At 65.1% G+C, this 20,850-nt stretch carries 22 protein-coding genes and 1 pseudogene; 6 read left to right on the top strand and 17 right to left on the bottom strand.

Going from position 1 to position 20,850, the window contains the following annotated elements:
* Positions 1 to 17 precede the first annotated feature (17 nt).
* Positions 18 to 173 (top strand): annotated as a pseudogene (locus ACFPU0_RS14105) (LysR family transcriptional regulator); the annotation flags it as partial.
* 641 nt (positions 174 to 814) lie between these two features.
* Here ACFPU0_RS14105 and ACFPU0_RS14100 read toward each other — a convergent pair.
* The 5 genes from ACFPU0_RS14100 to ribBA form a co-directional block, all read right to left on the bottom strand.
* Positions 815 to 1,963: an ABC transporter ATP-binding protein gene (locus ACFPU0_RS14100; protein ID WP_377693701.1), complete on the bottom strand. Its 1,149-nt coding sequence runs from the start codon at positions 1,961 to 1,963 to the stop codon at positions 815 to 817.
* Between the two features lie 17 nt (positions 1,964 to 1,980).
* Positions 1,981 to 2,790, bottom strand: a complete 810-nt coding sequence (locus tag ACFPU0_RS14095; RefSeq protein WP_377693700.1) for an ABC transporter permease — start codon at positions 2,788 to 2,790, stop codon at positions 1,981 to 1,983.
* 3 nt (positions 2,791 to 2,793) lie between these two features.
* Complete coding sequence (locus tag ACFPU0_RS14090; protein WP_377693699.1) at positions 2,794 to 3,750, bottom strand: ABC transporter permease; 957 nt, start codon at positions 3,748 to 3,750, stop codon at positions 2,794 to 2,796.
* Positions 3,735 to 4,760 carry a polyamine ABC transporter substrate-binding protein gene (locus ACFPU0_RS14085; RefSeq protein WP_377693698.1) on the bottom strand — a complete coding sequence of 342 codons (1,026 nt, stop codon included), beginning with the start codon at positions 4,758 to 4,760 and terminating at the stop codon, positions 3,735 to 3,737. The genes ACFPU0_RS14090 and ACFPU0_RS14085 overlap by 16 nt, the downstream gene beginning before the upstream one ends.
* Before the next feature lie 395 nt (positions 4,761 to 5,155).
* Positions 5,156 to 6,265, bottom strand: a complete 1,110-nt coding sequence (gene ribBA / locus ACFPU0_RS14080; RefSeq protein ID WP_377693697.1) for a bifunctional 3,4-dihydroxy-2-butanone-4-phosphate synthase/GTP cyclohydrolase II — start codon at positions 6,263 to 6,265, stop codon at positions 5,156 to 5,158.
* Between the two features lie 79 nt (positions 6,266 to 6,344).
* Here ribBA and ACFPU0_RS14075 point away from each other — a divergent pair, with 79 nt between their 5' ends.
* Positions 6,345 to 6,638, top strand: a complete 294-nt coding sequence (locus ACFPU0_RS14075) for a DUF1330 domain-containing protein (protein ID WP_377693696.1) — start codon at positions 6,345 to 6,347, stop codon at positions 6,636 to 6,638.
* Between the two features lie 179 nt (positions 6,639 to 6,817).
* Here ACFPU0_RS14075 and ACFPU0_RS14070 read toward each other — a convergent pair whose 3' ends face one another.
* From ACFPU0_RS14070 to ACFPU0_RS14030, 9 genes are all read right to left on the bottom strand, one after another.
* Positions 6,818 to 7,381, bottom strand: a complete 564-nt coding sequence (locus ACFPU0_RS14070; protein WP_377693695.1) for an NUDIX hydrolase — start codon at positions 7,379 to 7,381, stop codon at positions 6,818 to 6,820.
* Positions 7,382 to 7,385: 4 nt separating this feature from the next.
* Positions 7,386 to 8,138, bottom strand: a complete 753-nt coding sequence (locus tag ACFPU0_RS14065; protein WP_377693694.1) for a GntR family transcriptional regulator — start codon at positions 8,136 to 8,138, stop codon at positions 7,386 to 7,388.
* An 81-nt stretch (positions 8,139 to 8,219) separates the two neighbouring features.
* The gene (locus ACFPU0_RS14060; protein ID WP_377693693.1) at positions 8,220 to 8,609 is read right to left on the bottom strand and encodes a carboxymuconolactone decarboxylase family protein; all 390 of its coding nucleotides are present in this window, start codon (positions 8,607 to 8,609) and stop codon (positions 8,220 to 8,222) included.
* 39 nt (positions 8,610 to 8,648) lie between these two features.
* Entirely contained in the window at positions 8,649 to 9,134 is a 486-nt protein-coding gene (locus ACFPU0_RS14055; protein WP_377693692.1) for a flavin reductase family protein, read from the bottom strand.
* Between the two features lie 13 nt (positions 9,135 to 9,147).
* Entirely contained in the window at positions 9,148 to 10,629 is a 1,482-nt protein-coding gene (locus ACFPU0_RS14050) for an aldehyde dehydrogenase (protein WP_377693691.1), read from the bottom strand.
* Entirely contained in the window at positions 10,626 to 11,459 is an 834-nt protein-coding gene (locus ACFPU0_RS14045; protein WP_377693690.1) for an alpha/beta fold hydrolase, read from the bottom strand. The genes ACFPU0_RS14050 and ACFPU0_RS14045 overlap by 4 nt, the downstream gene beginning before the upstream one ends.
* A 26-nt stretch (positions 11,460 to 11,485) precedes the next feature.
* Positions 11,486 to 12,082 carry an amino acid synthesis family protein gene (locus tag ACFPU0_RS14040; RefSeq protein ID WP_377693689.1) on the bottom strand — a complete coding sequence of 199 codons (597 nt, stop codon included), beginning with the start codon at positions 12,080 to 12,082 and terminating at the stop codon, positions 11,486 to 11,488.
* 391 nt (positions 12,083 to 12,473) lie between these two features.
* On the bottom strand, positions 12,474 to 13,517 hold the full coding sequence (locus tag ACFPU0_RS14035; RefSeq protein WP_377693688.1) for an LLM class flavin-dependent oxidoreductase: 1,044 nt from the start codon (positions 13,515 to 13,517) through the stop codon (positions 12,474 to 12,476).
* A 410-nt stretch (positions 13,518 to 13,927) separates the two neighbouring features.
* On the bottom strand, positions 13,928 to 14,413 hold the full coding sequence (locus ACFPU0_RS14030; RefSeq protein ID WP_377693687.1) for a flavin reductase family protein: 486 nt from the start codon (positions 14,411 to 14,413) through the stop codon (positions 13,928 to 13,930).
* 341 nt (positions 14,414 to 14,754) lie between these two features.
* On the opposite strand from ACFPU0_RS14030, the gene ACFPU0_RS14025 reads away from it, so the two are divergent.
* From ACFPU0_RS14025 to ACFPU0_RS14015, 3 genes are all read left to right on the top strand, one after another.
* Positions 14,755 to 16,152, top strand: coding sequence for a purine-cytosine permease family protein (locus tag ACFPU0_RS14025; RefSeq protein ID WP_377693686.1), 1,398 nt, complete (start codon positions 14,755 to 14,757; stop codon positions 16,150 to 16,152).
* A gap of 159 nt (positions 16,153 to 16,311) precedes the next feature.
* A complete protein-coding gene (gene ppk2 / locus ACFPU0_RS14020) occupies positions 16,312 to 17,136 on the top strand; it encodes a polyphosphate kinase 2 (RefSeq protein ID WP_377693684.1) in 825 nt (274 codons plus the stop codon).
* A 33-nt stretch (positions 17,137 to 17,169) separates the two neighbouring features.
* Positions 17,170 to 18,645: a transglycosylase SLT domain-containing protein gene (locus ACFPU0_RS14015; RefSeq protein ID WP_377693683.1), complete on the top strand. Its 1,476-nt coding sequence runs from the start codon at positions 17,170 to 17,172 to the stop codon at positions 18,643 to 18,645.
* A gap of 1 nt (position 18,646) precedes the next feature.
* Here ACFPU0_RS14015 and ACFPU0_RS14010 read toward each other — a convergent pair whose 3' ends face one another.
* The 3 genes from ACFPU0_RS14010 to ACFPU0_RS14000 form a co-directional block, all read right to left on the bottom strand.
* On the bottom strand, positions 18,647 to 18,964 hold the full coding sequence (locus ACFPU0_RS14010) for a heavy metal-binding domain-containing protein (RefSeq protein ID WP_377693682.1): 318 nt from the start codon (positions 18,962 to 18,964) through the stop codon (positions 18,647 to 18,649).
* A 286-nt stretch (positions 18,965 to 19,250) separates the two neighbouring features.
* Positions 19,251 to 19,676, bottom strand: coding sequence for an organic hydroperoxide resistance protein (locus ACFPU0_RS14005; RefSeq protein WP_377693681.1), 426 nt, complete (start codon positions 19,674 to 19,676; stop codon positions 19,251 to 19,253).
* Between the two features lie 62 nt (positions 19,677 to 19,738).
* A complete protein-coding gene (locus tag ACFPU0_RS14000) occupies positions 19,739 to 19,867 on the bottom strand; it encodes a hypothetical protein (protein WP_377693680.1) in 129 nt (42 codons plus the stop codon).
* A 364-nt stretch (positions 19,868 to 20,231) separates the two neighbouring features.
* Here ACFPU0_RS14000 and ACFPU0_RS13995 point away from each other — a divergent pair.
* Positions 20,232 to 20,850, top strand: a 619-nt coding sequence (locus tag ACFPU0_RS13995; RefSeq protein WP_377693679.1) for a dihydroxy-acid dehydratase, incomplete at its 3' end; no start/stop codon positions are given.

Raw genomic sequence — 20,850 nt, 5'->3', positions numbered from 1 at the left:
CCTTGGCGCGGGAAGGACTGGCCAGCGGCAGGCTGGTACAGGTGACCCCGGGCTGGGCGCCGCGGACCGGCGTGGTGCATGCGGTGTTTCCATCCCGGCGCGGATTGCTGCCGTCGGTGCGGACCCTGCTCGATTTCCTGGCCGAGGAGTTCAAGGGCAGTGATATGAGGTGAGGGGATGTGCGCAACGGCACGGTGCGCTTTTCTGTAGGGGCGAATTCATTCGCCCAGCAGACCGCAGGGCTGCCGTTCGGGTCCGCAGGGGGACGCTGCGCGTCCCTTGGCGAATGAATTCGCCCCCACAGGGTAGCGGTGTCGCCGAGGGGGCCCATGCGGACCCGGTGCGCTTTTCTGTAGGGGCGAATTCATTCGCCCAGCAGGCCGCAGGGCTGCCGTTCGGGTTCGCAGGGGGCAACTGCGTTGCCCTTGGCGAATGAATTCGCCCCTTCCCCGCATCGCGCCGCCTGCCGCAGAAGACCCGGGCCTTCATCGATTTCCTGGTGGAGGAGATGAGCAGGGCCAATGAGCGGATGCCCTGCTGAATCAGGGGGGATTGTCAGCGGCACTTTTCGCGGCTAGGAAAAGCCTGAACTTTAGCCAGCGACGGCTTATCCACCGAAGGGAACAGGCTTTTCGCAAGGCGAGGATCACCCCCTGCTCACGAATGATCCGGTAAAAGGTTTCGCGAGCAGCACGTAGGGTGGAAATCCCTTTCGGGATTTCCACCAACGGTGTCTTGCACGGCCTCGCCGGTGGATGTGAAAGCGCTATCCCCCTACATGGCTGACACGGCGCCGCCTTGTGGGATCAACGCTTCAATGCGCCCCGGCACCCTTGGCCAGGTCGCTCTCGTTCCATTCGGTGTAGACGCAGGCATCCGCCGCGGCCCAGCGCACCAGCACCGGGGCGCCCGGCGGCAGTTGTGCGGTGGTGCCGGACAGCTCCTTCAGCGTCAGGCTGGCGCCACCGGCGGTGGTCACGCTGCAGGTCAGGCTTTCGCCGAGGAACACGGTTTCCGCCACCTTGGCCTGGATCTGGTTCCACCCGGCGGCCAGCGGTTCGGCGGCGGCCTGGTCCGGGGTCAGCACCTGGGCTTTTTCCGGACGCACCATCAGCACCAGGTCCTGGCCGTTCTGCAGGCCGGCGGTGGGGCGGATGGCCAGCGACTGGCCCTCGAAGCTGGCGGCGGCATTGCCCTGGGCCTTGACCCTGAGGAAGTTGGAGTTGCCCAGGAAGGAGGCGACGAAGGCATTTGGCGGATTCTGGTAGAGGTCATAGCCGCTGCCCAGGCCGACGATCCTGCCGTGGCTGAAGATGGCGATGCGCTGGGACAGGCGCATGGCTTCTTCCTGGTCGTGGGTCACGTAGACGATGGTGATGCCGAGGCGGCGGTGCAGGTGGCGCAGTTCGTCCTGCAGGTCCTCGCGCAGTTTCTTGTCCAGGGCGCCCAGGGGTTCGTCCATCAGCAGGATGCGCGGCTCGTACACCAGCGCCCGGGCAATGGCCACGCGTTGCTGCTGGCCGCCGGAGAGCTGGGCCGGGCGGCGCTGGGCGAATTTCTCCAGCTGCACCAGCTTGAGCATGGCCTCGACGCGGCGCTCGCGCTCGCCGGCGGCCTGCTTGCGGATGTCCAGGGGGAAACCGATGTTGTCGCGCACGTTGAGGTGCGGGAACAGCGAGTAGCGCTGGAACACCATGCCGATGTCGCGCTTGTGCGGCGGCACGTTCACCAGGGACTTGCCGTCCACCAGGATCTCGCCGGAGCTGGGCGTCTCGAAGCCGGCCAGCATCGACAGGGTGGTGCTCTTGCCCGAGCCGCTGGAGCCGAGGAAGGTGAGGAACTCGCCGTCCTGGATGTCCAGGCTGATGTTGTCCACGGCGGTGAAGTCGCCGTAATGCTTGTTCAGGTTGCGCAGGCTGACCAGGGTCTTGTTTTCGCGGGTGTCTTGGATCACGGCACTCATTTTCTTTACCTCGGCGCTCAGGCGCTTGCAGGGTTGCGCCGGCGCAGCACGGCGGCGATCACCATCACCAGTACGGACAGGCCGATCAGCAGCGTCGAGGCGACGGCGATCACCGGGGTCAGGTCCTGGCGCAGGGTGGTCCACATTTTCACGGGCAGGGTCTGCAGGGTCGGGCTGGCCATCATCACGCTCAGCACCACTTCATCCCAGGAGACCAGGAAGGCGAACAGCGCGCCGGCCATCATGCCGGGGCGGATCGCCGGGAAGGTCACCTTGAATACCGCCTGCAGCCGCGAGGCGCCGCAGATCACCGCGGCATCCTCGATGGACTGGTCGAACAGCTTCAGCGAATTGATGATCGAGATGATGGTGAAGGGCAGGGCGACTATCACGTGGCTGACCACGAAGGAGAACAGCGTCCCGGTGTAGCCCAGCTTGAGGAACAGCGCGTACACCGCCACGGCGATGATCACCAGCGGCACGATCATCGGCAGGGTGAACAGGGCGTAGAGAAATTCCCGGCCGGGGAACTTGCCGCGCACCAGGGCGAAGGCGGTGGGCAGGCCCAGGGCCACGGAACAGATCGTCGTCAGCACCGCCACCTTGAGGCTGGCCAGGGCCGATTCCATCCACTCGGCGTTGGAGAAGAACTGCAGGTACCACTTGGTCGTCCAGCCCGGCGGCGGGAACACCAGCCACTGGGAGGAGCCGAAGGACAGCAGCACGATGAACAGGATCGGCAGCAGCAGGAAGGCCGCGATCGCCCCGGTGGTGAGGTAGAGGCCGATGCGCAGGCGCAGGCCCATGGCATTGGGTGACAGCAGCATGGCTTACCTCGCGGTGCTCGAAGCCACCGGGGATTCCGGCTGCAGCTTCAGGTAGAGGTAGAACAGGACCAGGGTGATGGCGATCAGCAGCGCGGCGGCGGCGCTGGCCAGGCCCCAGTTGAGGAAGGACTGCACCTGCTGGACGATGAACTCCGGCAGCATCATGTTCTGCGCGCCACCGAGCAGGGCCGGGGTGACGTAGTAGCCCAGGGACATGACGAAGACCATCAGGCCGCCGGAGAACAGCCCCGGACGGCACAGCGGCAGGAACACCCGGGTGAAGTTGGTCCAGGGGCTGGCGCCGCAGATGGAGCCGGCCTGCAGCACCATGGGGTCGATGGCCGACATGGTGGCCTGCAGCGGCAGCACGATGAAGGGGATCATGATGTAGCTCATGCCGATCACCACACCGGTGAGGTTGTGCACCATCTCCAGCGGCTGGTCGATGATGCCCAGCGCCATCAGCATCTTGTTGATCACGCCGGAGGCCTGCAGCAGCACCAGCCAGGAGTAGGTGCGCGCCAGCAGGCTGGTCCACATCGACAGCAGCACGATGTTCAGCAGCCAGCGACCCCAGCCGCGCGGCACCAGGGTGATCACCCAGGCCAGGGGGAAGCCCAGCAGCAGGCTGATCAGGGTCACCAGGCCGCCGACGGCGAAGGTGTTGAACAGCACCCGGGCATAGGCCGAGTTGGCGAACAACTGCTCGTAGTTGCCCAGGCCGGGCGTCGGTTCCAGCACGCCGCGCAGCAGCAGGCCGATCAGCGGGGCGAGGAAGAACAGGCTGAGGAACAGCAGGGCCGGGAGCAGGTTGCGGGCACCGCGCCAGCGCAGCGCGGCCTGGTTGTCTTTCATCGACGCAGCCTTGGAGTCAGTGCCAGCGGAGGCGCGGGCTGCGCCTCCAGTGGCCTTGGCCGGCGAGCCGGGCTGAATGGCAGCCATCTTCACTTGACCAGCCATTCGTTCCACCGCGCGGCGATAGCCGGGCCGTTCTTGGCCCAGTACGCGTAGTCGAGGGTGATCTGATCCTTAGCGTAGGCAGTGGGCAGGTTGGGGGCGAGGTCCTCCTTGAGCTGGCCGACGCTGTCGACGTTCACCGGGGCGTAGGCGGTGAGGTTGGCGAATTCGGCCTGGCCCTTGGCACTGCTGGCGTTGGCCAGGAACTTCATGGCCGCGTCCTTGTTCTTGGCGCCCTTGGGGATGACCAGGAAATCGGCCATGACCAGGTTCTGCTTCCAGCTCACGCCCACCGGCGCACCGTCCTGCTGCAGGGCGTAGACGCGGCCGTTCCAGAACTGGCCGAGGGTCGCTTCACCGGAGGCCAGCAGTTGCTGGGACTGGGCACCGCCGCCCCACCAGACGATGTCCTTCTTGATGGTGTCGAGCTTCTTGAAGGCGCGGTCCAGGTCCAGCGGGTAGAGCTTGTCGGCGGGCACGCCATCGGCCAGCAGGGCCAGTTCCAGCACGCCGGGGCTCGGCCACTTGTAGAGAGCGCGCTTGCCCGGGTAGTTGGCGGTATCGAACAGGGCGGTCCAGTCCTGCGGGGTCTTGCCGCCGACCTTGCCCTGGTTGTAGCCGAGCACGAAGGAGAAGAAGAAGGAGCCGACGCCGTGGTCGGAAACGAAGCGCGGGTCGATCTTGTCGCGCTGGATCACGCCGAAGTCCAGGGGCTCCAGCAGGCCTTCGGCGGCGGCGCGCAGGGCGAAGTCGGCTTCGACGTCCACCACGTCCCACTGCACGTTGCCGCTTTCCACCATGGCTTTCAGCTTGCCGTAGTCGGTGGGGCCGTCCTGCACCACGCGGATGCCGCTGGCCTCGCTGAAGGGCTCGGCCCAGGCCTGCTTCTGCGCGTCCTGGGTGGTGCCGCCCCAGCTGACGAAGCTGATGTTATCGGCGGCGATGGCGGCGGTGCCGGTCACGCTCAGGAAGGCTGCGGCGAGAACCGCTGCTGCACGTTTTTTGAACACCATCTTGCTTGCCCTCATTGTTGTGTTTGTACGCAAGCGGGCTTCGCTTTCTACCCGCTTATCAGGAGCAGGGGACCCCGGTGAAGGGGCCATCAAGGGCGGCCGGGGCGGGAGGCAGTTCCCGGAAATCATCTCGGCCTACGGAATGTCATATTATGGTATTCCAAACTTTCTGCAAGTCCTCGGCGTTGCCGGTGGTCGCCATCGGGGACCAAAGCCGCACGGTGAGGCGGAGCTGTAGGGGCGAATTCATTCGCCAAGGGACACGCAGTGTCCCCCTGCAAGCCGGCGGGGCAGTCCTTTGGCCTGCTTGGCGAATGAATTCGCCCCTACAGGAAAAGCATTGGCTCAAGCGGGAGGCTCAGACCGTAGCCCGGTGCACACCTGCCCCTACAGGCTCAGCCCTCGAACGGAATGGTTTCCACCACTTCCAGGTCGTAGCCGGTCAGGCCCGCGTATTTCAGCGGCGCGCCCAGGTGGCGCAGCTTGCCGACGCCGAGGTCCTGGAGGATCTGCGCGCCAGTGCCGACTTCGGAATAGATGCGCGACTGCGAGCGGCTGAACTGCCGGCGCGGCTGGGTGAGTTGCGGCACGCGTTCCAGCAGGGCCTGGGAGGATTCGTTGTTGGCCAGTACCACCACCACGCCGTGGCCGGCTGCGGCCACCTTCTCCAGCGCGGCCCAGAGGGTCCAGTTCTTCGGCCCGGTGTATTCGGCGCCCACCAGGTCGCGCAGCGGGTCGATCACATGCACCCGCACCAGGGTCGGCTCGTCGCGGCGGATTTCGCCCATCACCATGGCCATGTGCACGCCGCCTTCGATGCGGTCCTCGAAGGTGACCAGGCGGAAGGTGCCGTGCACCGTGGGCAGTTCGCGCTCGCCGATACGGGTGACGGTGTGTTCGGTACTGAGGCGGTAGTGGATCAGGTCGGCGATGGTGCCGATCCTGATGCCGTGCTTCTCGGCGAAAGCCTCCAGGTCCGGTCGGCGGGCCATGCTGCCGTCGTCGTTCATCACTTCGACTATCACCGAGGCCGGGCTGAAGCCGGCCAGGCGTGCCAGGTCGCAGCCGGCTTCGGTGTGCCCGGCGCGGGTCAGCACGCCGCCTTCGCGGGCGCGCAGGGGGAAGATATGGCCGGGCTGCACCAGGTCGTCCGCCTTGGCATCCGGCGCCACTGCGGTGAGCACGGTATGGGCACGGTCGGCGGCGGAGATGCCGGTGGTGACGCCGCTGGCGGCCTCGATGGAAACGGTGAAGGCCGTGGCGAAGGCGCTGCCGTTGGCCGGCACCATCTGCTCCAGGCCGAGGCGCTGGCAGTGTTCGTCGGTCAGGGTCAGGCAGATCAGGCCACGGGCTTCGCGGGCCATGAAGTTGATCGCCTCGGGGGTGCATTTCTCCGCCGCCAGCAACAGGTCGCCCTCGTTCTCGCGGTCTTCGTCATCCACCAGCAGGACCATCTTGCCCTGGCGGTAGTCTTCGATGATGTCTTCGATGCGATTGAAGGGCATGGTGCGGTACCTGGCTGGAAAAGGGATAGGTATTCTGGTATACCATAATACCAATTTAGCCGAAACAGCAGAGGTCAGCATGAAGGCTTACTGGATCGCCCACGTCGATGTGACGGACCCGGAGCGTTACAGCGAATACACCCGTCGCGCACCGGCTGCCTTCGCCAGGTTTGGCGGCAGGCTGCTGGCCCGTGGCGGCCGTTCGGAAGCCCTGGAGGGCAGGCCGACGCCCCAGCGCAGCGTGGTGATCGAGTTCGATTCCTATGATCAGGCGCTGGCCTGCTACCGCTCGGCGGAGTACCAGGAGGCCTGTGGATATCGCCAGGGGGTGGCGAGGGCGGAGGTGATCATTGTTGAAGGGGTTGAGGCCTGAGCGGGGGCTTGCCCTCTCCCCCAGCCCCTCTCCCTGAAGGGAGAGGGGAGCTTGTCCGCGCAGGACGCAACATCCTCACTCCCAGATGACCTCGGAGTTTTCGGTTGTCGCGTAAGTGTCAGGCGCGAGTCACCCCTCTCCTCTTCAGGGAGAGGGGGCGGGGGAGAGGGTGGCGCGGCTTACCGGATGAAATGCACCTTCCCGGTATCGTCATTGCCCATGTAGATGCCATACACCCCCGCCTCGCGCTCCTCGATGTAACGCTCGAGGATCTGCCGGATGGCGGGATAGTAGATGGCGTCCCAGGGAATCTCCTCGGGGGCGAAGAAGCGGTAGTCGAGGGTTTCCGGGCCGTGCTGGCCGGTCACTTCCAGGGCGGTGGCACGGAAGATGATGTAGACCTCGCTGATCTTCGGCACGCTGAAGATGGAGTAGGGCGAGACGATCTCGGCGCGCACGCCGCTCTCTTCCCAGACTTCGCGCAGGGCCGCTTCCTCGGTGGTCTCGCCCTGTTCCATGAAGCCGGCGGGCAGGGTCCAGGTGCCGGGGCGCGGCGGGATGGCGCGCTGGCAGAGGAGGTACTTGCCGTCCTGCTCGATGATGCAGCCGGCGATGATCTTCGGGTTTTCATAGTGGACGTAGCCGCAGTCCGCGCACACCAGCCTTTCGTGGGTGTCCCCGGCGGGACGCTGGCGGCTCAGGCCGCCGCTGCCGCAGCGGGGACAGAAGCGCGGGGCGGGCATGGCGTCAGCGTCCGATACGCGGCTCTTTCAGGACGATGGGGGTGACGATTTCGCGCACCTTGCCCGGTTCGTCCTGCTTGGACTTGAGGTAGTCCAGGGCCACCTTGGCGGCGGCACGGACGTGGTCCACCGAGGCTTGGTGGGCGGCCAGCGGGTCGCCGCTCTTGATCGCCTCGACCATGCGTTCCATTTCCTGGTTGCTGGCGCTGCGGCGGTTCTGCTGGGACACCGAGGTGGCGCGCAGGTAGCTGATGCGCGCCTGCAGCTGGCGCAACTGGGTGGCGGCGATGTGGTTGCCGGAGCCTTCCAGCAGCACGTCATAGAAACCCTGCACGGACTCCAGCACCTGTTGCAGCTCGCCTTCGGCGAGGGCCTTGCGGTTTTCCTCCAGGGCGCGTTCCAGGGCGCGGATGTCCTTGGCCTTGGCATTCAGGGTGAAGAGCTGGACGATCAGACCCTCGAGCACGCAGCGCAGCTCGTAGATGTCGCAGGCGTCTTCCAGGGTGATGATGGCCACGCGCGGGCCCTTGGCATCGGCGAACTCCACCAGGCCCTCGGATTCCAGGTGGCGCAGGGCCTCGCGGACCGAGGTGCGGCTGACGCCCAGGCGGTCGCAGAGGTCGCGCTCCACCAGGCGGTCGCCGGGCAGCAGCTGGAAGTTCAGGATGGCGCCCCGCAGCTTGTCGAGGACGATCTCGCGCAGGGTGACGGGATTGCGGTTGACCTTGAAGCTGTCGTCGAGGGGCAAGCGTTTCATGTGGTCCGCTCTGGTAATGGCTGTCCGTAGGAAAAACGAAGGAGCACCAGAGGGTGCTCCATCATCGGGTGGCGCCGGCGGTCAACCCTGGGCCTCGGCATCGGCTTCGGCGAAAGCCTCGCGGGCGATGCGGAAGCTGTCTACCGCCGCCGGCACGCCGCAGTAGATGCCGACTTGCAGGAGGATCTCGCGGATCTGCTCGCGGGACAGGCCGTTGCGCAGGGCGCCGCGGACATGCAGCTTCAGCTCATGGGGGCGGTTGAGCGCCGAAATCATGGCCAAGTTTATCATGCTGCGTTCCTTCAGCGATAAGCCGTCCCGGCCCCAGACGTGGCCCCAGCAGTACTCGGTGACCAGCTCCTGCAACGGGCGGGTGAAGTCGTCGGCGTTCTGGATCGACTTGTTCACATAGGCTTCGCCCAGCACCCGGGTGCGGATCTCCAGGCCCTTGGCGTACTTGTCGTTGCTCATTGGTGATTCCTCCCTCGAACTTCGTCTCGGTCGCGTGGTTCAGGCGATCTCCGGCAGGGCGCCGAGCTTGCCCTTGTGGTAGACCATGGGCGTGACCTCGTCCTTGGGCAGGATCAGGTTCTTCACCGCCCCGACGATGATGGCGTGGTCGCCACCGTCGTATTCGCGCCACAGCTCGCACTCGATGATGGCGGTGGCCTTGGTCAGCAGCGGGTTGCCCCGCTCGCTCAGGTGCCATTCGATGCCCTTGGCCTTGTCCTTGCCCTTCCTGGCGAAGGCGTAGGCCTCGGCCTGCTGGTCGGCGCAGAGCAGGTGGATGGCGAACTGCTTGCTGTCGCGCAGCACCGGGTAGGTGTCCGAGGCGTAGTTGGGGCAGAACAGCACCAGCGGCGGCTCGATGGACAGGGCGCTGAAGGCGCTGGCGGTGATGCCGACGATTTCGCCCTCGGCGTCCAGGGTGGTGACCACGGTGACGCCGGAGGGGAAGGAGCCCATCACGTCTTTGTAAATGCCGGGTTCGATCATCGCGGGTCTCCTCTCAACGCATCACGAAGGGGTCGGGCATGGGCGCCTGCGAGAGGTTGATCCACACCGTCTTCAGTTCGGTGTAGGCCAGCACCGAGTCGATGCCGCTCTCACGGCCGTAGCCGCTGTTGTGGAAGCCGCCGATGGGGGCCATGGCGGAAACCGCACGGTAGGTGTTGACCCAGATGATCCCGGAGCGGATGTCGCGGGCCAGGCGGTGTGCACGGCCGAGGTCGCGGGTCCAGATGCCGGCGGCGAGGCCGAACTGGGAGTCGTTGGCGATCGCCAGGGCTTCTGCCTCGTCCTTGAAGCGGATCACCGAAGCCACCGGGCCGAAGACTTCCTCCTGCATGATCTTCATCGAGTTGCGGTCGCACTCGAACAGGGTCGGCTCGTAGTACCAGCCCTTGGCGTCGAGCTCGGGGCGCTTGCCGCCCAGGCGCAGGCGCGCACCTTCGGCGATGGCATCGGCCACCAGGCCTTCGACCACGGCGAGCTGCTGGGCGGTGGCCATGGGGCCCATCTCGCTGCTGTCGTCCTGGGGGTTGCCGATGCGGATGCGCTTGGCGCGCTCCACCAGGCGCTCGACGAATTCGTCGTAGATCTCGTCCTGCACCAAGAGGCGCGAGCCGGCTACGCAGCTCTGCCCGGAGGCGGCGTAGATGCTGGCCACGGCGCCGTTGATGGCGCTGTCCAGGTCGGCGTCGGCGAAGATGATGTTGGGCGACTTGCCACCCAGTTCCAGCGACAGCTTGGCAAAGTTTTCCGCGCTGCTGCGCACCACATGGCGGGCGGTGGCGGCGCCGCCGGTGAAGGCGATCTTGCGCACCAGCGGATGGCGGGTCAGCGCCGCGCCGGTGCTCGGGCCGAAACCGGTGACCACGTTGACCACCCCGGCCGGGAAGCCGGCCTCCAGGGCCAGGCGCGCCAGTTCGAGGATGGTCGCCGAGGCGTGCTCGGAGGGCTTCAGCACGATGGTGTTGCCGGCGGCGAGCGCCGGGGCCAGCTTGATCGCGGTCAGGTACAGCGGGCTGTTCCAGGGGATGATCCCGGCCACCACGCCCAGCGGCTCGTGGACGGTGTAGGCGAACATGTCGGCCTTGTCGATCGGCAGGGTGCCGCCTTCCAGCTTGTCCGCCAGGCCCGCGGTGTAGTGGAAGAATTCCGGCAGGTAGCCGACCTGGCCACGGGTCTCGCGGATCAGCTTGCCGTTGTCGCGGCTTTCCAGCTGGGCCAGGTGTTCCCTGTTCTCGGCGATCAGGTCGCCCAGGCGGCGCAGCAGCTTGCCCCGCGCGGTGGCGGAAAGGCCGCGCCAGGCGGGATTCTCGAAGGCCTTCTGGGCCGCCTGCACGGCGCGCTCGACATCCGCTTCGTCGGCATCGGGCAGCTCCGCCCAGGGTTCGGCCAGGGCCGGGTTGAGGCTTTGGAAGGTCTTGCCGGACAGCGCATCGACCCACTGGCCGCCGATGCACATCTGGAAGCGTGCGAGCGTCATGCGACGATCCCCTTTGCTTGGTTCTGTAAGGTCTGCGCCTGCTGGAGGAAGTCCAGCAGCATCTGGTTGACCAGGCGCGGCGACTCCACCGGCATCATGTGCCGCTGTTCTTCGAGCACCGCGACCCGCGCGCCGGGTATGCGTTCGGCCAGCTGGCTGGCCATTTCGGGCGTCGAGCCGGGGTCCAGCTCGCCGGTGGCCACCAGGGTCGGCACCTTGATGCTGCCGAGGTCCTCGGCGCGGTACATGTCCTGGGTGGCGAAGAGTTCATAGGTAGTCAGATAGCCCTGCGGATCGTTGCTGGCAAGGGTCTGGCGGATGGCGGCGATCTGCGCCGGGTTGGCCGCCTGGTACTCGCGGCTGAACCAGCGCGACAGCGCCGCTTCGGCGTTGGCGTCCGGGCCGTGTTCGGCGGCCTGGCGGGTGCGTTCGATCACCCCGGCGCGCTGTTCGGCGCTGCGGTTGAACACGCTGTTGAGGATCACCAGGCCTTCCAGGTGCTGCGGGTGGTGCAGGGCGAAGGCCCGCGCCACCAGGCCACCCATGGAGAAGCCGATGACGGTGGCCCGCTCCAGCTTCAGGTGCTCCAGCAGTTCGCGCAGCTGCTCGGCGTAGCCCACCAGGCCGGTGCCCGGCTCCGGGCGCGGGCTGGCGCCGTGGCCGAGCATGTCGTAGGCGATGACCTGGAAGTGCGGCGCCAGACCGACGATCTGGCCGCCCCACATTTCCTTGTTCAGGCCGACGCCGTGGATCAGTACCACGGGGTGGCCTTGGCCGGTCGCCAGGTAACTGGTGCCGGCCGGGGTGCGTTCAGCGGTGAGCCGAATCATGGATCGCTCCTGCACGGGCCTTGGGATCACTGGGCCTGCGCCTGCTCGGCGGCCAGTTCTTCCAGATCGATGTAGCGGTTGCCGATGCGCGGGTGCAGGCGGCCACCGTCGGCAGCGCCCAGCACGACGATGATCTCGTCGGCGCGCGGTGCGTCTTCGATCTGCATTTCCAGGGTGATGTAGTGGGAGCGCAGGCCCTCGTCGTCCTTGTGCATCATCGGGATCTGGATCGAGGTGCCCGGGCCGCCGCGCTTGTTGGTGAAGCTCAGGTAGCTCTTGGCGTTCACCGCCTGGCGGTAGTGGTTGCCGAAGCGCAGGGTGTGGATCACCGCGGAAGCGTGCTCGATCTCGCCATCGGCGCCGACCACGGCGGCCTTGCCATAGGCCTCGATCTTCGCGGCACCGCCGATGGCGGCGGTCAGGCGCTCGACCATCATGGCGCCGAGGTCGGAGCAGTTGGCCTTGATCTCGGGCTTGAGGTCTTCGACGAAACCACGGCCGAGCCACGGGTTCTTGATCACCACGGCCAGGCCCACCATGGTCACCGGCTTGTCGGCGGCCTTGCCGCCTTCGATGAAGGTCTCTTCCACGTAGCTGACGATCTTGCGGATTTCGAAGCTCATTGGGCTCTCCTGGTTGGGGAAGTCTCTTGCTGTCTGATGGTATACCATAATATTGAATATGCAAGAGCCAGGTGCCGGGGGAGGGCAGGGCATGGCGACGGAAGGTCGTGGGGAACGAGAGGGGAGGCCTGGATGCAGCGGGCGGTGGGCGCGAAGGATAAGGGAAAGCATGGAATACCGTAATACGATATTCCACTAAGAAATAGATAGGAAGGGAGAGTCAGATGCCTTTCCTGTGGGGACGAATTCATTCGCTGACCGGGCCGCAGGCCCGGCCGGTTGCTGCAATGGGGGGCGCTGCGCGCCCCTTCGCGAATGAATTCGCCCCCACAAAGAAGGACAGCGTGTAGCCGGATGAAATCCGGGCCAAGCGCCGCAGGGGGCATTGCCGTTAGCGGAACGCCGGCACCACGTGCTCGATGAAGAGTTCCAGGGACTTCTTCTTCTCGGCGTGGGACAGGCTGTTGTCGGCCCAGAAGCTGAACTCGTCCACGCCCAGTTCCTGGTAGTGGCGGATACGCGCGATCACTTCTTCCGGGGTGCCGATCATGGTGTTCTTGCGGATGTTCTCCAGCTCGAACTCCGGGCGGTCCTTGAACTTCTCTTCCGGACTCGGCTGGAGGATGCCGTTGACCGGGGTTTCCTTGTTGCCGAACCAGGCATCGAAGGTGCGGTAGAAGCGCGAGATGGCGGCCGCGCCGACCTTCCAGCCTTCCGGGTCGTCCACGCCGTGTACGTGGGTGTGGCGCAGCACCATGAGTTGCGGGCGCGGCACGTCGGGGTTGTTGGCCAGGGCGGCCTCGAACTTGTTCTTCAGGTCCACCACTTCCTCGTCGCCCTTCATCAGCGGGGTGACCATCACGTTGCAGCCATTGGCCACGGCGAAGTTGTGGGAGTCCGGGTCGCGGGCGGCGATCCAGATCGGCGGGGTGGGCTTCTGGATCGGACGCGGCGAGGAGGTGGAGGTGGGGAACTTCCAGATTTCGCCGTCATGGGCGACATCGCCCTGCCACAGGGCTTTCACCACCGGGACCATCTCGCGCAGGGCCTGGCCGCCACTGGTGGCGGGCATGCCGCCGGCCATGCGGTCGAATTCGTACTGGTAGGCGCCGCGGGCCAGGCCCACTTCCATGCGGCCGTTGCTGATCACGTCCAGCAGCGCGCATTCACCAGCGACGCGGATGGGGTGCCAGAAGGGCGCGATGATGGTGCCGGCGCCCAGGCGGATGGTGCTGGTGCGCGCGGCCAGGTAGGACAGCAACGGCATGGGGCTCGGCGAGATGGTGTACTCCATCGCATGGTGCTCGCCGATCCACACGGTGCTGAAGCCGCCGGCTTCGGCCATCAGCGTCAGCTCGGTCAGGTCTTCGAAGAGCTGACGGTGGCTGATCTGCTCGTCATAGCGCTCCATGTGCACGAACAAAGAGAATTTCATGTCGCTTACCTCGAACCTTTTTCTGTTCGGCCATGGACCGGCCGGCTGCTGTGGGGGAACCCTGCCGATGCCCTCGGAAGGGCGGGGCGGTTTGCTGGATATTGGTATACCATAATACGGGATATCTGCAAGGTTTTCCGTCAGTCCTCCCTGTCTTCCGGTGAAACCGGGGGAAAACCTGGCCTCGTGCGTGAAGCCCGTACGTGCTTCACGGTAGGGTGCGTTGCGCGCACCGATTCCAGGGGTAGATCCGGCGCCACGCCCAGACGCTGGTGCGCACGGCGCACCCTACCGGGCTGGCTCCATTCGCAGGCTTGCAGTTCGTAGATGGGGCGGGCGGCTTTCCGCCAGCGGACGCGCAAAAAAAGCCCCCAATAAGGGGGCGGGAATCAAAGCACAGGAGTAATGAATCAGGCGAAGGCCTGCAGCGCCCCCATCTTGCCGCGGCAGTAGACCATCGGCACCACGGCCTGTTCGGGCACGATCAGGTTCTTCACGGCGCCCACCAGGATGGCGTGGTCGCCGCCTTCGTATTCGCGCCACAGCTCGCATTCGATGATGGCGGTGGCGTTGGCCAGGATCGGGTTGCCCAGTTCGCTCAGGGTCCAGTCGATGCCCAGGGCCTTGTCCTTGCCTTTTTTGGCGAAGGCGTAGGCCTCGCCCTGCTGGTCGGCGGAGAGCAGGTGGATGGCGAAGCGCTTGCTCCTGATCAGCACCGGGTAGGAGTCGGAGCTGTAGTTGGGGCAGAACAGCACCAGGGCCGGGTCCATGGACAGGGAACTGAAGGCGCTGGCGGTCAGCCCGACGATCTGGCCGTCATCGTCCAGGGTGGTGATGACGGTGACGCCGGAGGGGAAGGAGCCCATGACTTGTTTGTAGGCATTGGTGTCGATCATTTCGGGTACCTATCGGGAGCGAGTGGCTGCGACCGGCAGCGCATCTGTGTCTGATGGTATACCGTAATACTTTCAATGCAAGCAGTATTTTTTCGCAGCTTTTGGCTTGCCGACGAACGTCGGTTAAGTCGATGAAGCCCAGTGAATACGGGTATCAGGCGAGAAAAGGTTGAACGTTTCAGCAGGCGCAAAGATCCATTTCAGTACAGATCGGCTCGGAAAAAAGCCTTGTCTGAGTCTTGGAATACCATAATATGGTGTTCGCTTATCGGGCTGCCGACGCGCCCCCGAGAGCCAGGCCCTCGAGGCTTTTCTACAAAGACAATAAGCAAGGCAAGACGATGTCCGAGAATTCCCAGCAGACGCTGATCGAGAACCATACCGTCGACTACGTGCCGCCCGCCGAGCGTCATGGCAAGGCGCGCGACCTGTTCACCCTCTGGTTCAGCACCAATATCGCGCCGCTGCCGATAGTCACCGGGGCCATGGTGGTCCAGGTGTTCCACCTCGACCTGCTCTGGGGCCTGCTGGCCATCGCGCTGGGACACATGATCGGCGGTGTGTTCATCGCCCTCGCCTCGGCCCAGGGGCCGCAGATGGGTATCCCGCAGATGGTCCAGAGCCGCGGGCAGTTCGGCCGCTACGGCGCACTGCTGATCGTGTTGTTCGCCGCGGTCATCTACGTCGGCTTCTTCATCTCCAACATCGTCCTGGCGGGCGAGTCGATCCACGGCATCGCCCCGGCCGTGCCGTTGCCGGCAGCCATCATCATCGGCGCCATCAGCGCCACCGCCATCGGCGTGATCGGCTACCGCTTCATCCATACCCTCAACCGCATCGGCACCTGGGTGATGGGCGGCGCATTGCTGGCCGGCTTCGTCGCCATCTTCTGCAGCGAACTGCCGGCGGATTTCTTCAGCCGTGGCGGCTACAACCTGGCGGGCTTCCTGGCCACCATCTGCCTGGGGATCATCTGGCAGCTGAGCTTCTCGCCCTACGTGTCGGACTACTCCCGCTACCTGCCGGCCGGCATCGGCATCGCCAGGCCGTTCTGGGCCACCTATTTCGGCGCCTGCCTGGGCACCATCCTGTCCTTCAGCTTCGGCGCCGTGGCCGTGCTGGCAACCCCGGAAGGCACCGAAGCCATGGCGGCGGTGAAGCAGGCCACCGGCGTGCTCGGCCCGCTGCTGATGCTGCTGTTCCTGCTCAACATCATCAGCCACAACGCCCTCAACCTGTACGGCGCCGTGCTGTCCATCGTCACCTCGATCCAGACCTTCGCCGGCAGCTGGACGCCGAGCATCCGCGTGCGGGTGGTCCTTTCCGCCGTGGTGCTGGCCGGCAGTTGCGTGATGGCCCTGGGCGCCTCGGCCAATTTCATTTCCCACTTCATCGGCCTGATCCTGGCGCTGCTGCTGGTCCTGGTGCCCTGGGCCACCATCAACCTGGTGGATTTCTACCTGATCAAGCGCGGCCGTTACGACATCGCCTCGATCTTCAGGGCCGACGGCGGCATCTACGGGCGCTTCAACCCCCATGCGATCACGGCCTACTTCATTGGCATCCTGGTGCAGCTGCCCTTCGCCAATACCGCGCTCTACGTCGGGCCCTACGCCAACTATATCGAGGGCGTGGACCTTTCCTGGCTGGTCGGCCTGCTGGTGACCTGCCCGCTCTACTACTGCCTGGCCACGCGCGGTCGGCAAGAGCCCGAGGGCGAGCTGAGCCTCGCCGAATAAGTGCCGACCCCGCCTGCGAACGACGCCCCGACCTGTCCCGACAGGCGGGGCGTCGTGCGTTTACGGGGTAGCGCCGACCGGAGGCGTTTCGCCGCAGCTGCAAGCTGCCAGAGCTCAGCTAGCTTGTATTGAACGGATTTCCATACAACGGAGTGGGTCATGGCAAAGGGCAAGAAGAAGGCCGCCGCCAGCGAGTCGGCGGAGCAGGGCAAGATCGGTCGCAAGGCGTACGAGGAACAACTCAAGCGCCTGCATGTGGAGCTGGTGAAGCTCCAGCAGTGGGTGGTGGCCCAGGGGCTCAAGGTCTGCATCGTGTTCGAGGGGCGCGATGGTGCCGGCAAGGGCGGGACCATCAAGGCCATCACCGAGCGGGTCAGCCCGCGGGTGTTCCGCGTCGTGGCGCTGCCGGCCCCCACCGACCGGGAGAAGACCCAGATGTACGGCCAGCGCTACCTGACCCATATGCCTGCGGCTGGCGAAGTGGTGATCTTCGACCGCAGTTGGTACAACCGCGCCGGCGTCGAGCGGGTCATGGGCTTCTGCACCGAGGAACAGTCGCACAAGTTCCTCGCCGTGACCCCCTTGTTCGAGAAGATGATGGTCGAGTCCGGGATCATCCTCATCAAGTACTGGCTGGAAGTGAGCGCCGAGGAGCAGACCCGTCGCCTCAAGGACCGCATCGATGACGGGCGCAAGGTCTGGAAGCTCTCGCCCATGGACCTCAAGTCCTATACCCGCTGGGACGACTACACCCGGGCCCGCGACGAAATGTTCGCGGCCACCGACTCCTCCTGGGCGCCCTGGTACATGGCGCTCTCGGAAGACAAGCGGCGGGTGCGGCTGAATATCATCAGCCACCTGCTCAAGCAGATTCCGTACAAGGACCTGACCCGCGACAGCAAGGTGGAGTTGCCCAAGCGCGGCAGGCTCGGCAAGTACAAGGCCGCTCCCTATCCGTTCAGGATGGTCGAGGAGATTTTCTGATCCCGCCGCCAGCGGCGGCGAAGGCGGTGCTCCATGAGATCCGTGCATTCCCTGCAGCTGGTGGCCCTGGTGCTGCTTCTGCTGGTGAGGAGTGCGTGGGCGGAGGAACTGCCCAGCGTCGAGCTGAGCGCGGCGGAAGAGGCTGAAGTCGATGCCATGGTGCTGCCCGTCCCGCCGATCTGGACGGGCGACTTCCAGGGCATGCGGGAACGCCGCCTGGTGCGCATCCTGGTGCCTTACAGCAAGACGTTCTACGCCGTCGATCGCGGGCGGCAGCTGGGCATCGGCTACGAGATCGGCAGGGCCTTCGTGGACTGGCTCGACAAGAAGTACCCCTTCAAGAACAAGTCCCTGCACTGGCGGGTGCTGTTCATTCCGGTCGCACGGGATGAACTGTTGCCCAAGCTGGTGGCCGGCATTGGCGACATCAGCGCTGGCGGGCTGGCGATTACCGGAATGCGCCTGGAAACGGTGGATTTCAGCGAGCCCTTCGCCAAGGGCATTCGCGAGGCTCTGGTGACCGGCCCCGGCAGCCAGCCGCTGACGAAAATCGAGGACCTCTCCGGAATGGAGATCACGGTGCGGCCCTCCAGCAGCTATTACGAGCACCTGGTGGCGCTCAACGAAACCTTCGAGAAGCGCGGGCTGGCGCCTGTGCAGATCAAGCCCGCCGATGAGAACCTCGAGTCCGAGGACTTGCTGGAAATGGTCAATGCCGGCCTGATCGGCGCTACCGTGGTCGACCGTTACATCGCCGAGATCTGGCAATCCATGCTGACGCAGCTGGTGATCCACGATGCGTTCTACCTGCGGGACGATACGGAGATCGCCTGGGCCGTACGCAAGGGCAGCCCGCAATTGCGCAAGGTCCTGTCCGAATTCGCCAAGGGGCACAAGCTGGGCACGGCATTCGGCAACGCCCTGCGCAACAAGTACGTGAAGAACAGCAAGGCGCTCTATGCCGCCACCAGCGAAGAAGAGTTCAAGCGTTTCGCCGAACTGGTGACCTTCTTCGAGAAGCATGCCGGCACCTACGACTTCGACTACCTGATGCTGATGGCCCAGGGTTACCAGGAGTCCCAGCTCAACCAGCAGGCCCGCAGCCAGCGTGGGGCGGTGGGCGTGATGCAGCTGCTGCCCAGCACCGCGGCCGACCCCAGTGTCGGCATCGCAGACGTCGACAAGAGCGCCGACCGCAATATCGAGGCCGGCAGCAAGTACCTGCGCCTGCTGGTGTCCAGATACCTCGACGACCCGGCGCTGACGCCGATGAATCGCACCCTGATGGCTTTCGCCGCCTACAACGCTGGGCCGGGTAACCTGCGCAAGTTCCGGCGGTTGGCGGAGAAGTCCGGGCTGGACAAGAACGTCTGGTTCGGCAATGTCGAGCACGCCGCCGCGCGCGTGGTGGGGCGCGAGACGGTGGACTACGTGGGCAACATCTACAAGTACTACGTGGCCTACAAGCTGGCGCGGGAAAAGCAGCAGCTGAAGGCCAGGGGCGGCTGAATCAGATCACCACGGCCGTGCCGCTGATGCTCACCATCAGCATGCTGCCGTTCTGGCCGACCACCTCGTAGTCGATATCGATGCCGACCACCGCATTGGCTCCGAGCTTCTCGGCGCGTTCGGACAGTTCTTCGAAGGCGATTTCCCGCGCGCGGGCCAGCTCCTTCTCATAGGCGCCGGAACGCCCGCCGATGATGTCGCGGATGCCGGCGAACAGGTCGCGGAACACGTTGGCGCCGAGAATGGCTTCGCCGACCACTATGCCCTTGTATTCGCGGATGGCACGGCCTTCGAGGGTGGGGGTGGTGGAGAGGATCATGCTGCGCTCCCTGGCGGTGTGGGTGTAGGGTGGAAATCCCTTTGGGGATTTCCACCATCGGTGTCTTGCACGGCTTCGCTGGTGGATAGAAAAGCGCTATCCACCCTACACGGCTGGACTGAAGTGCATTCATTGTAGGGGCGAATTCATTCGCCAAGGGCTGCGAAGCGGTCCCGTTCATGTTCGTCAGGGCAGACCTGCGGCCTGCTTGGCGAATGAATTCGCCCCTACAGCGCAAGAAGGCGGGCACCCCGTTCGGGATGCCCGCCTTTTCGACTCATACCACTCAGACCAGCGTCAGGGTCACGTCGATATTGCCGCGGGTGGCATTGGAGTAGGGGCACACGATGTGGGCCTTGTCCACGATGGCGCTGGCTTCCTCGCGGTCCAGGCCGGGAATGTCGATGCGCAGTTCCACCTCGATGGCGAAACCGGTGGGGATGGCGCCGATGCCCACGATGCCTTCGATGGAGGTATCGGCCGGCAGCTTGTGCTTGTCGCGGGCGGCGACGAATTTCAGCGCGCCGAGGAAGCAGGCCGAGTAACCGGCGGCGAACAGTTGCTCGGGGTTGGTGCCTTCGCCGCCGGCGCCGCCCAGTTCACGAGGGGTGGCCAGGCTGACGTCGAGTACGCCGTCGGAGGAGATGGCGCGGCCGTCACGGCCGCCGGTGGCTTCTGCGTAGGCGCGGTAGAGGACGTTTTCGATGCTCATGATGGTTTCCTTTCAGTGGGGTAGGGATTGCGTGGTGGGTGAGTGGTCGGGGTCTATCCGGATCAGCCGTCGTGGTTGACCAGCCATTCCGGGTACAGCGCGCCACTGCGGTGGCTGTCCGGCTCGCCGGTGTCGGCGAAGCTGGTGGAGGAAAGCGCGAAGACGGTGGTGAGGGTGAGCAGGGCTTTCATGGCGGGTCTCCAGGTGTTTGTTTGTTCGTTAATCTTTTGTGCGCCAAGTAATTTGGTGAGACGGAATTTACTTCTGAGTTATTTTGCGCGCAAGGTATTTTTTAGAGAATTTCGTGCTAATCCCTGGCCGTTACCGTCATAAGCCTCTGGAATGCGCCATGGGCGGGGTAGGTTGCGGCACGGGCCGGACGTTATGCTGCATGCCCTCCAGCGCTGGTGGTGGTCTATATGAATGGAAGCGGGGTTCGATGAGTGTGTTGTTGCAATAACAAAATATTTTGCATTTTATGGTGAATTTGTACGTTGAATGGCAGTATTGTGGTTTCTATAAAAACAAATTCACCCGTTACCTGGAGTCGAGTTCATGCATCCCCGCGTCCTTGAAGTAACCGAGCGCCTGGTGGCGCGCAGCCGCGCCACCCGCGCGCGCTACCTGGCGATGATCCAGCAGGCGGCCAGCGACGGGCCGCAGCGCGGCAAGCTGCAGTGCGCCAACTTCGCCCACGGCGTGGCCGGCTGCGGCGGCCACGACAAGCAGCGCCTGCGCCTGATGGATTCGGCCAATGTGGCCATCGTCACCGCCTACAACGACATGCTCTCGGCCCACCAGCCCTACGAGGACTACCCGGAGAAGCTCCGCCAGGCCCTGCGCGAGATCGGCTCGGTGGGGCAGGTGGCCGGCGGCGTGCCGGCCATGTGCGACGGCGTGACCCAGGGCGAGCCGGGCATGGAGCTGGGCATCGCCAGCCGCGAGGTGATCGCCCTGTCCACCGCGGTGGCGCTGTCGCACAACATGTTCGACGCCGCGCTGTTCCTCGGCATCTGCGACAAGATCGTCCCCGGCCTGCTGATGGGCGCGCTGCGCTTCGGCCACCTGCCGGCGATCTTCGTCCCCGCCGGGCCGATGCCCTCGGGCCTGTCCAACAAGGACAAGGCCGAGGTGCGCCAGCGCTACGCCGAGGGCAAGGCCAGCCGCGACGAGC

It is taken from the genome of Pseudomonas sp. GCM10022186 (assembly GCF_042656385.1).
In the GTDB taxonomy this organism is placed as follows: Bacteria; Pseudomonadota; Gammaproteobacteria; order Pseudomonadales; family Pseudomonadaceae; genus Metapseudomonas.
The sequence above is the reverse complement of the archived record's forward strand: the minus strand, read 5'-3'. Positions and strand labels throughout refer to the sequence as shown.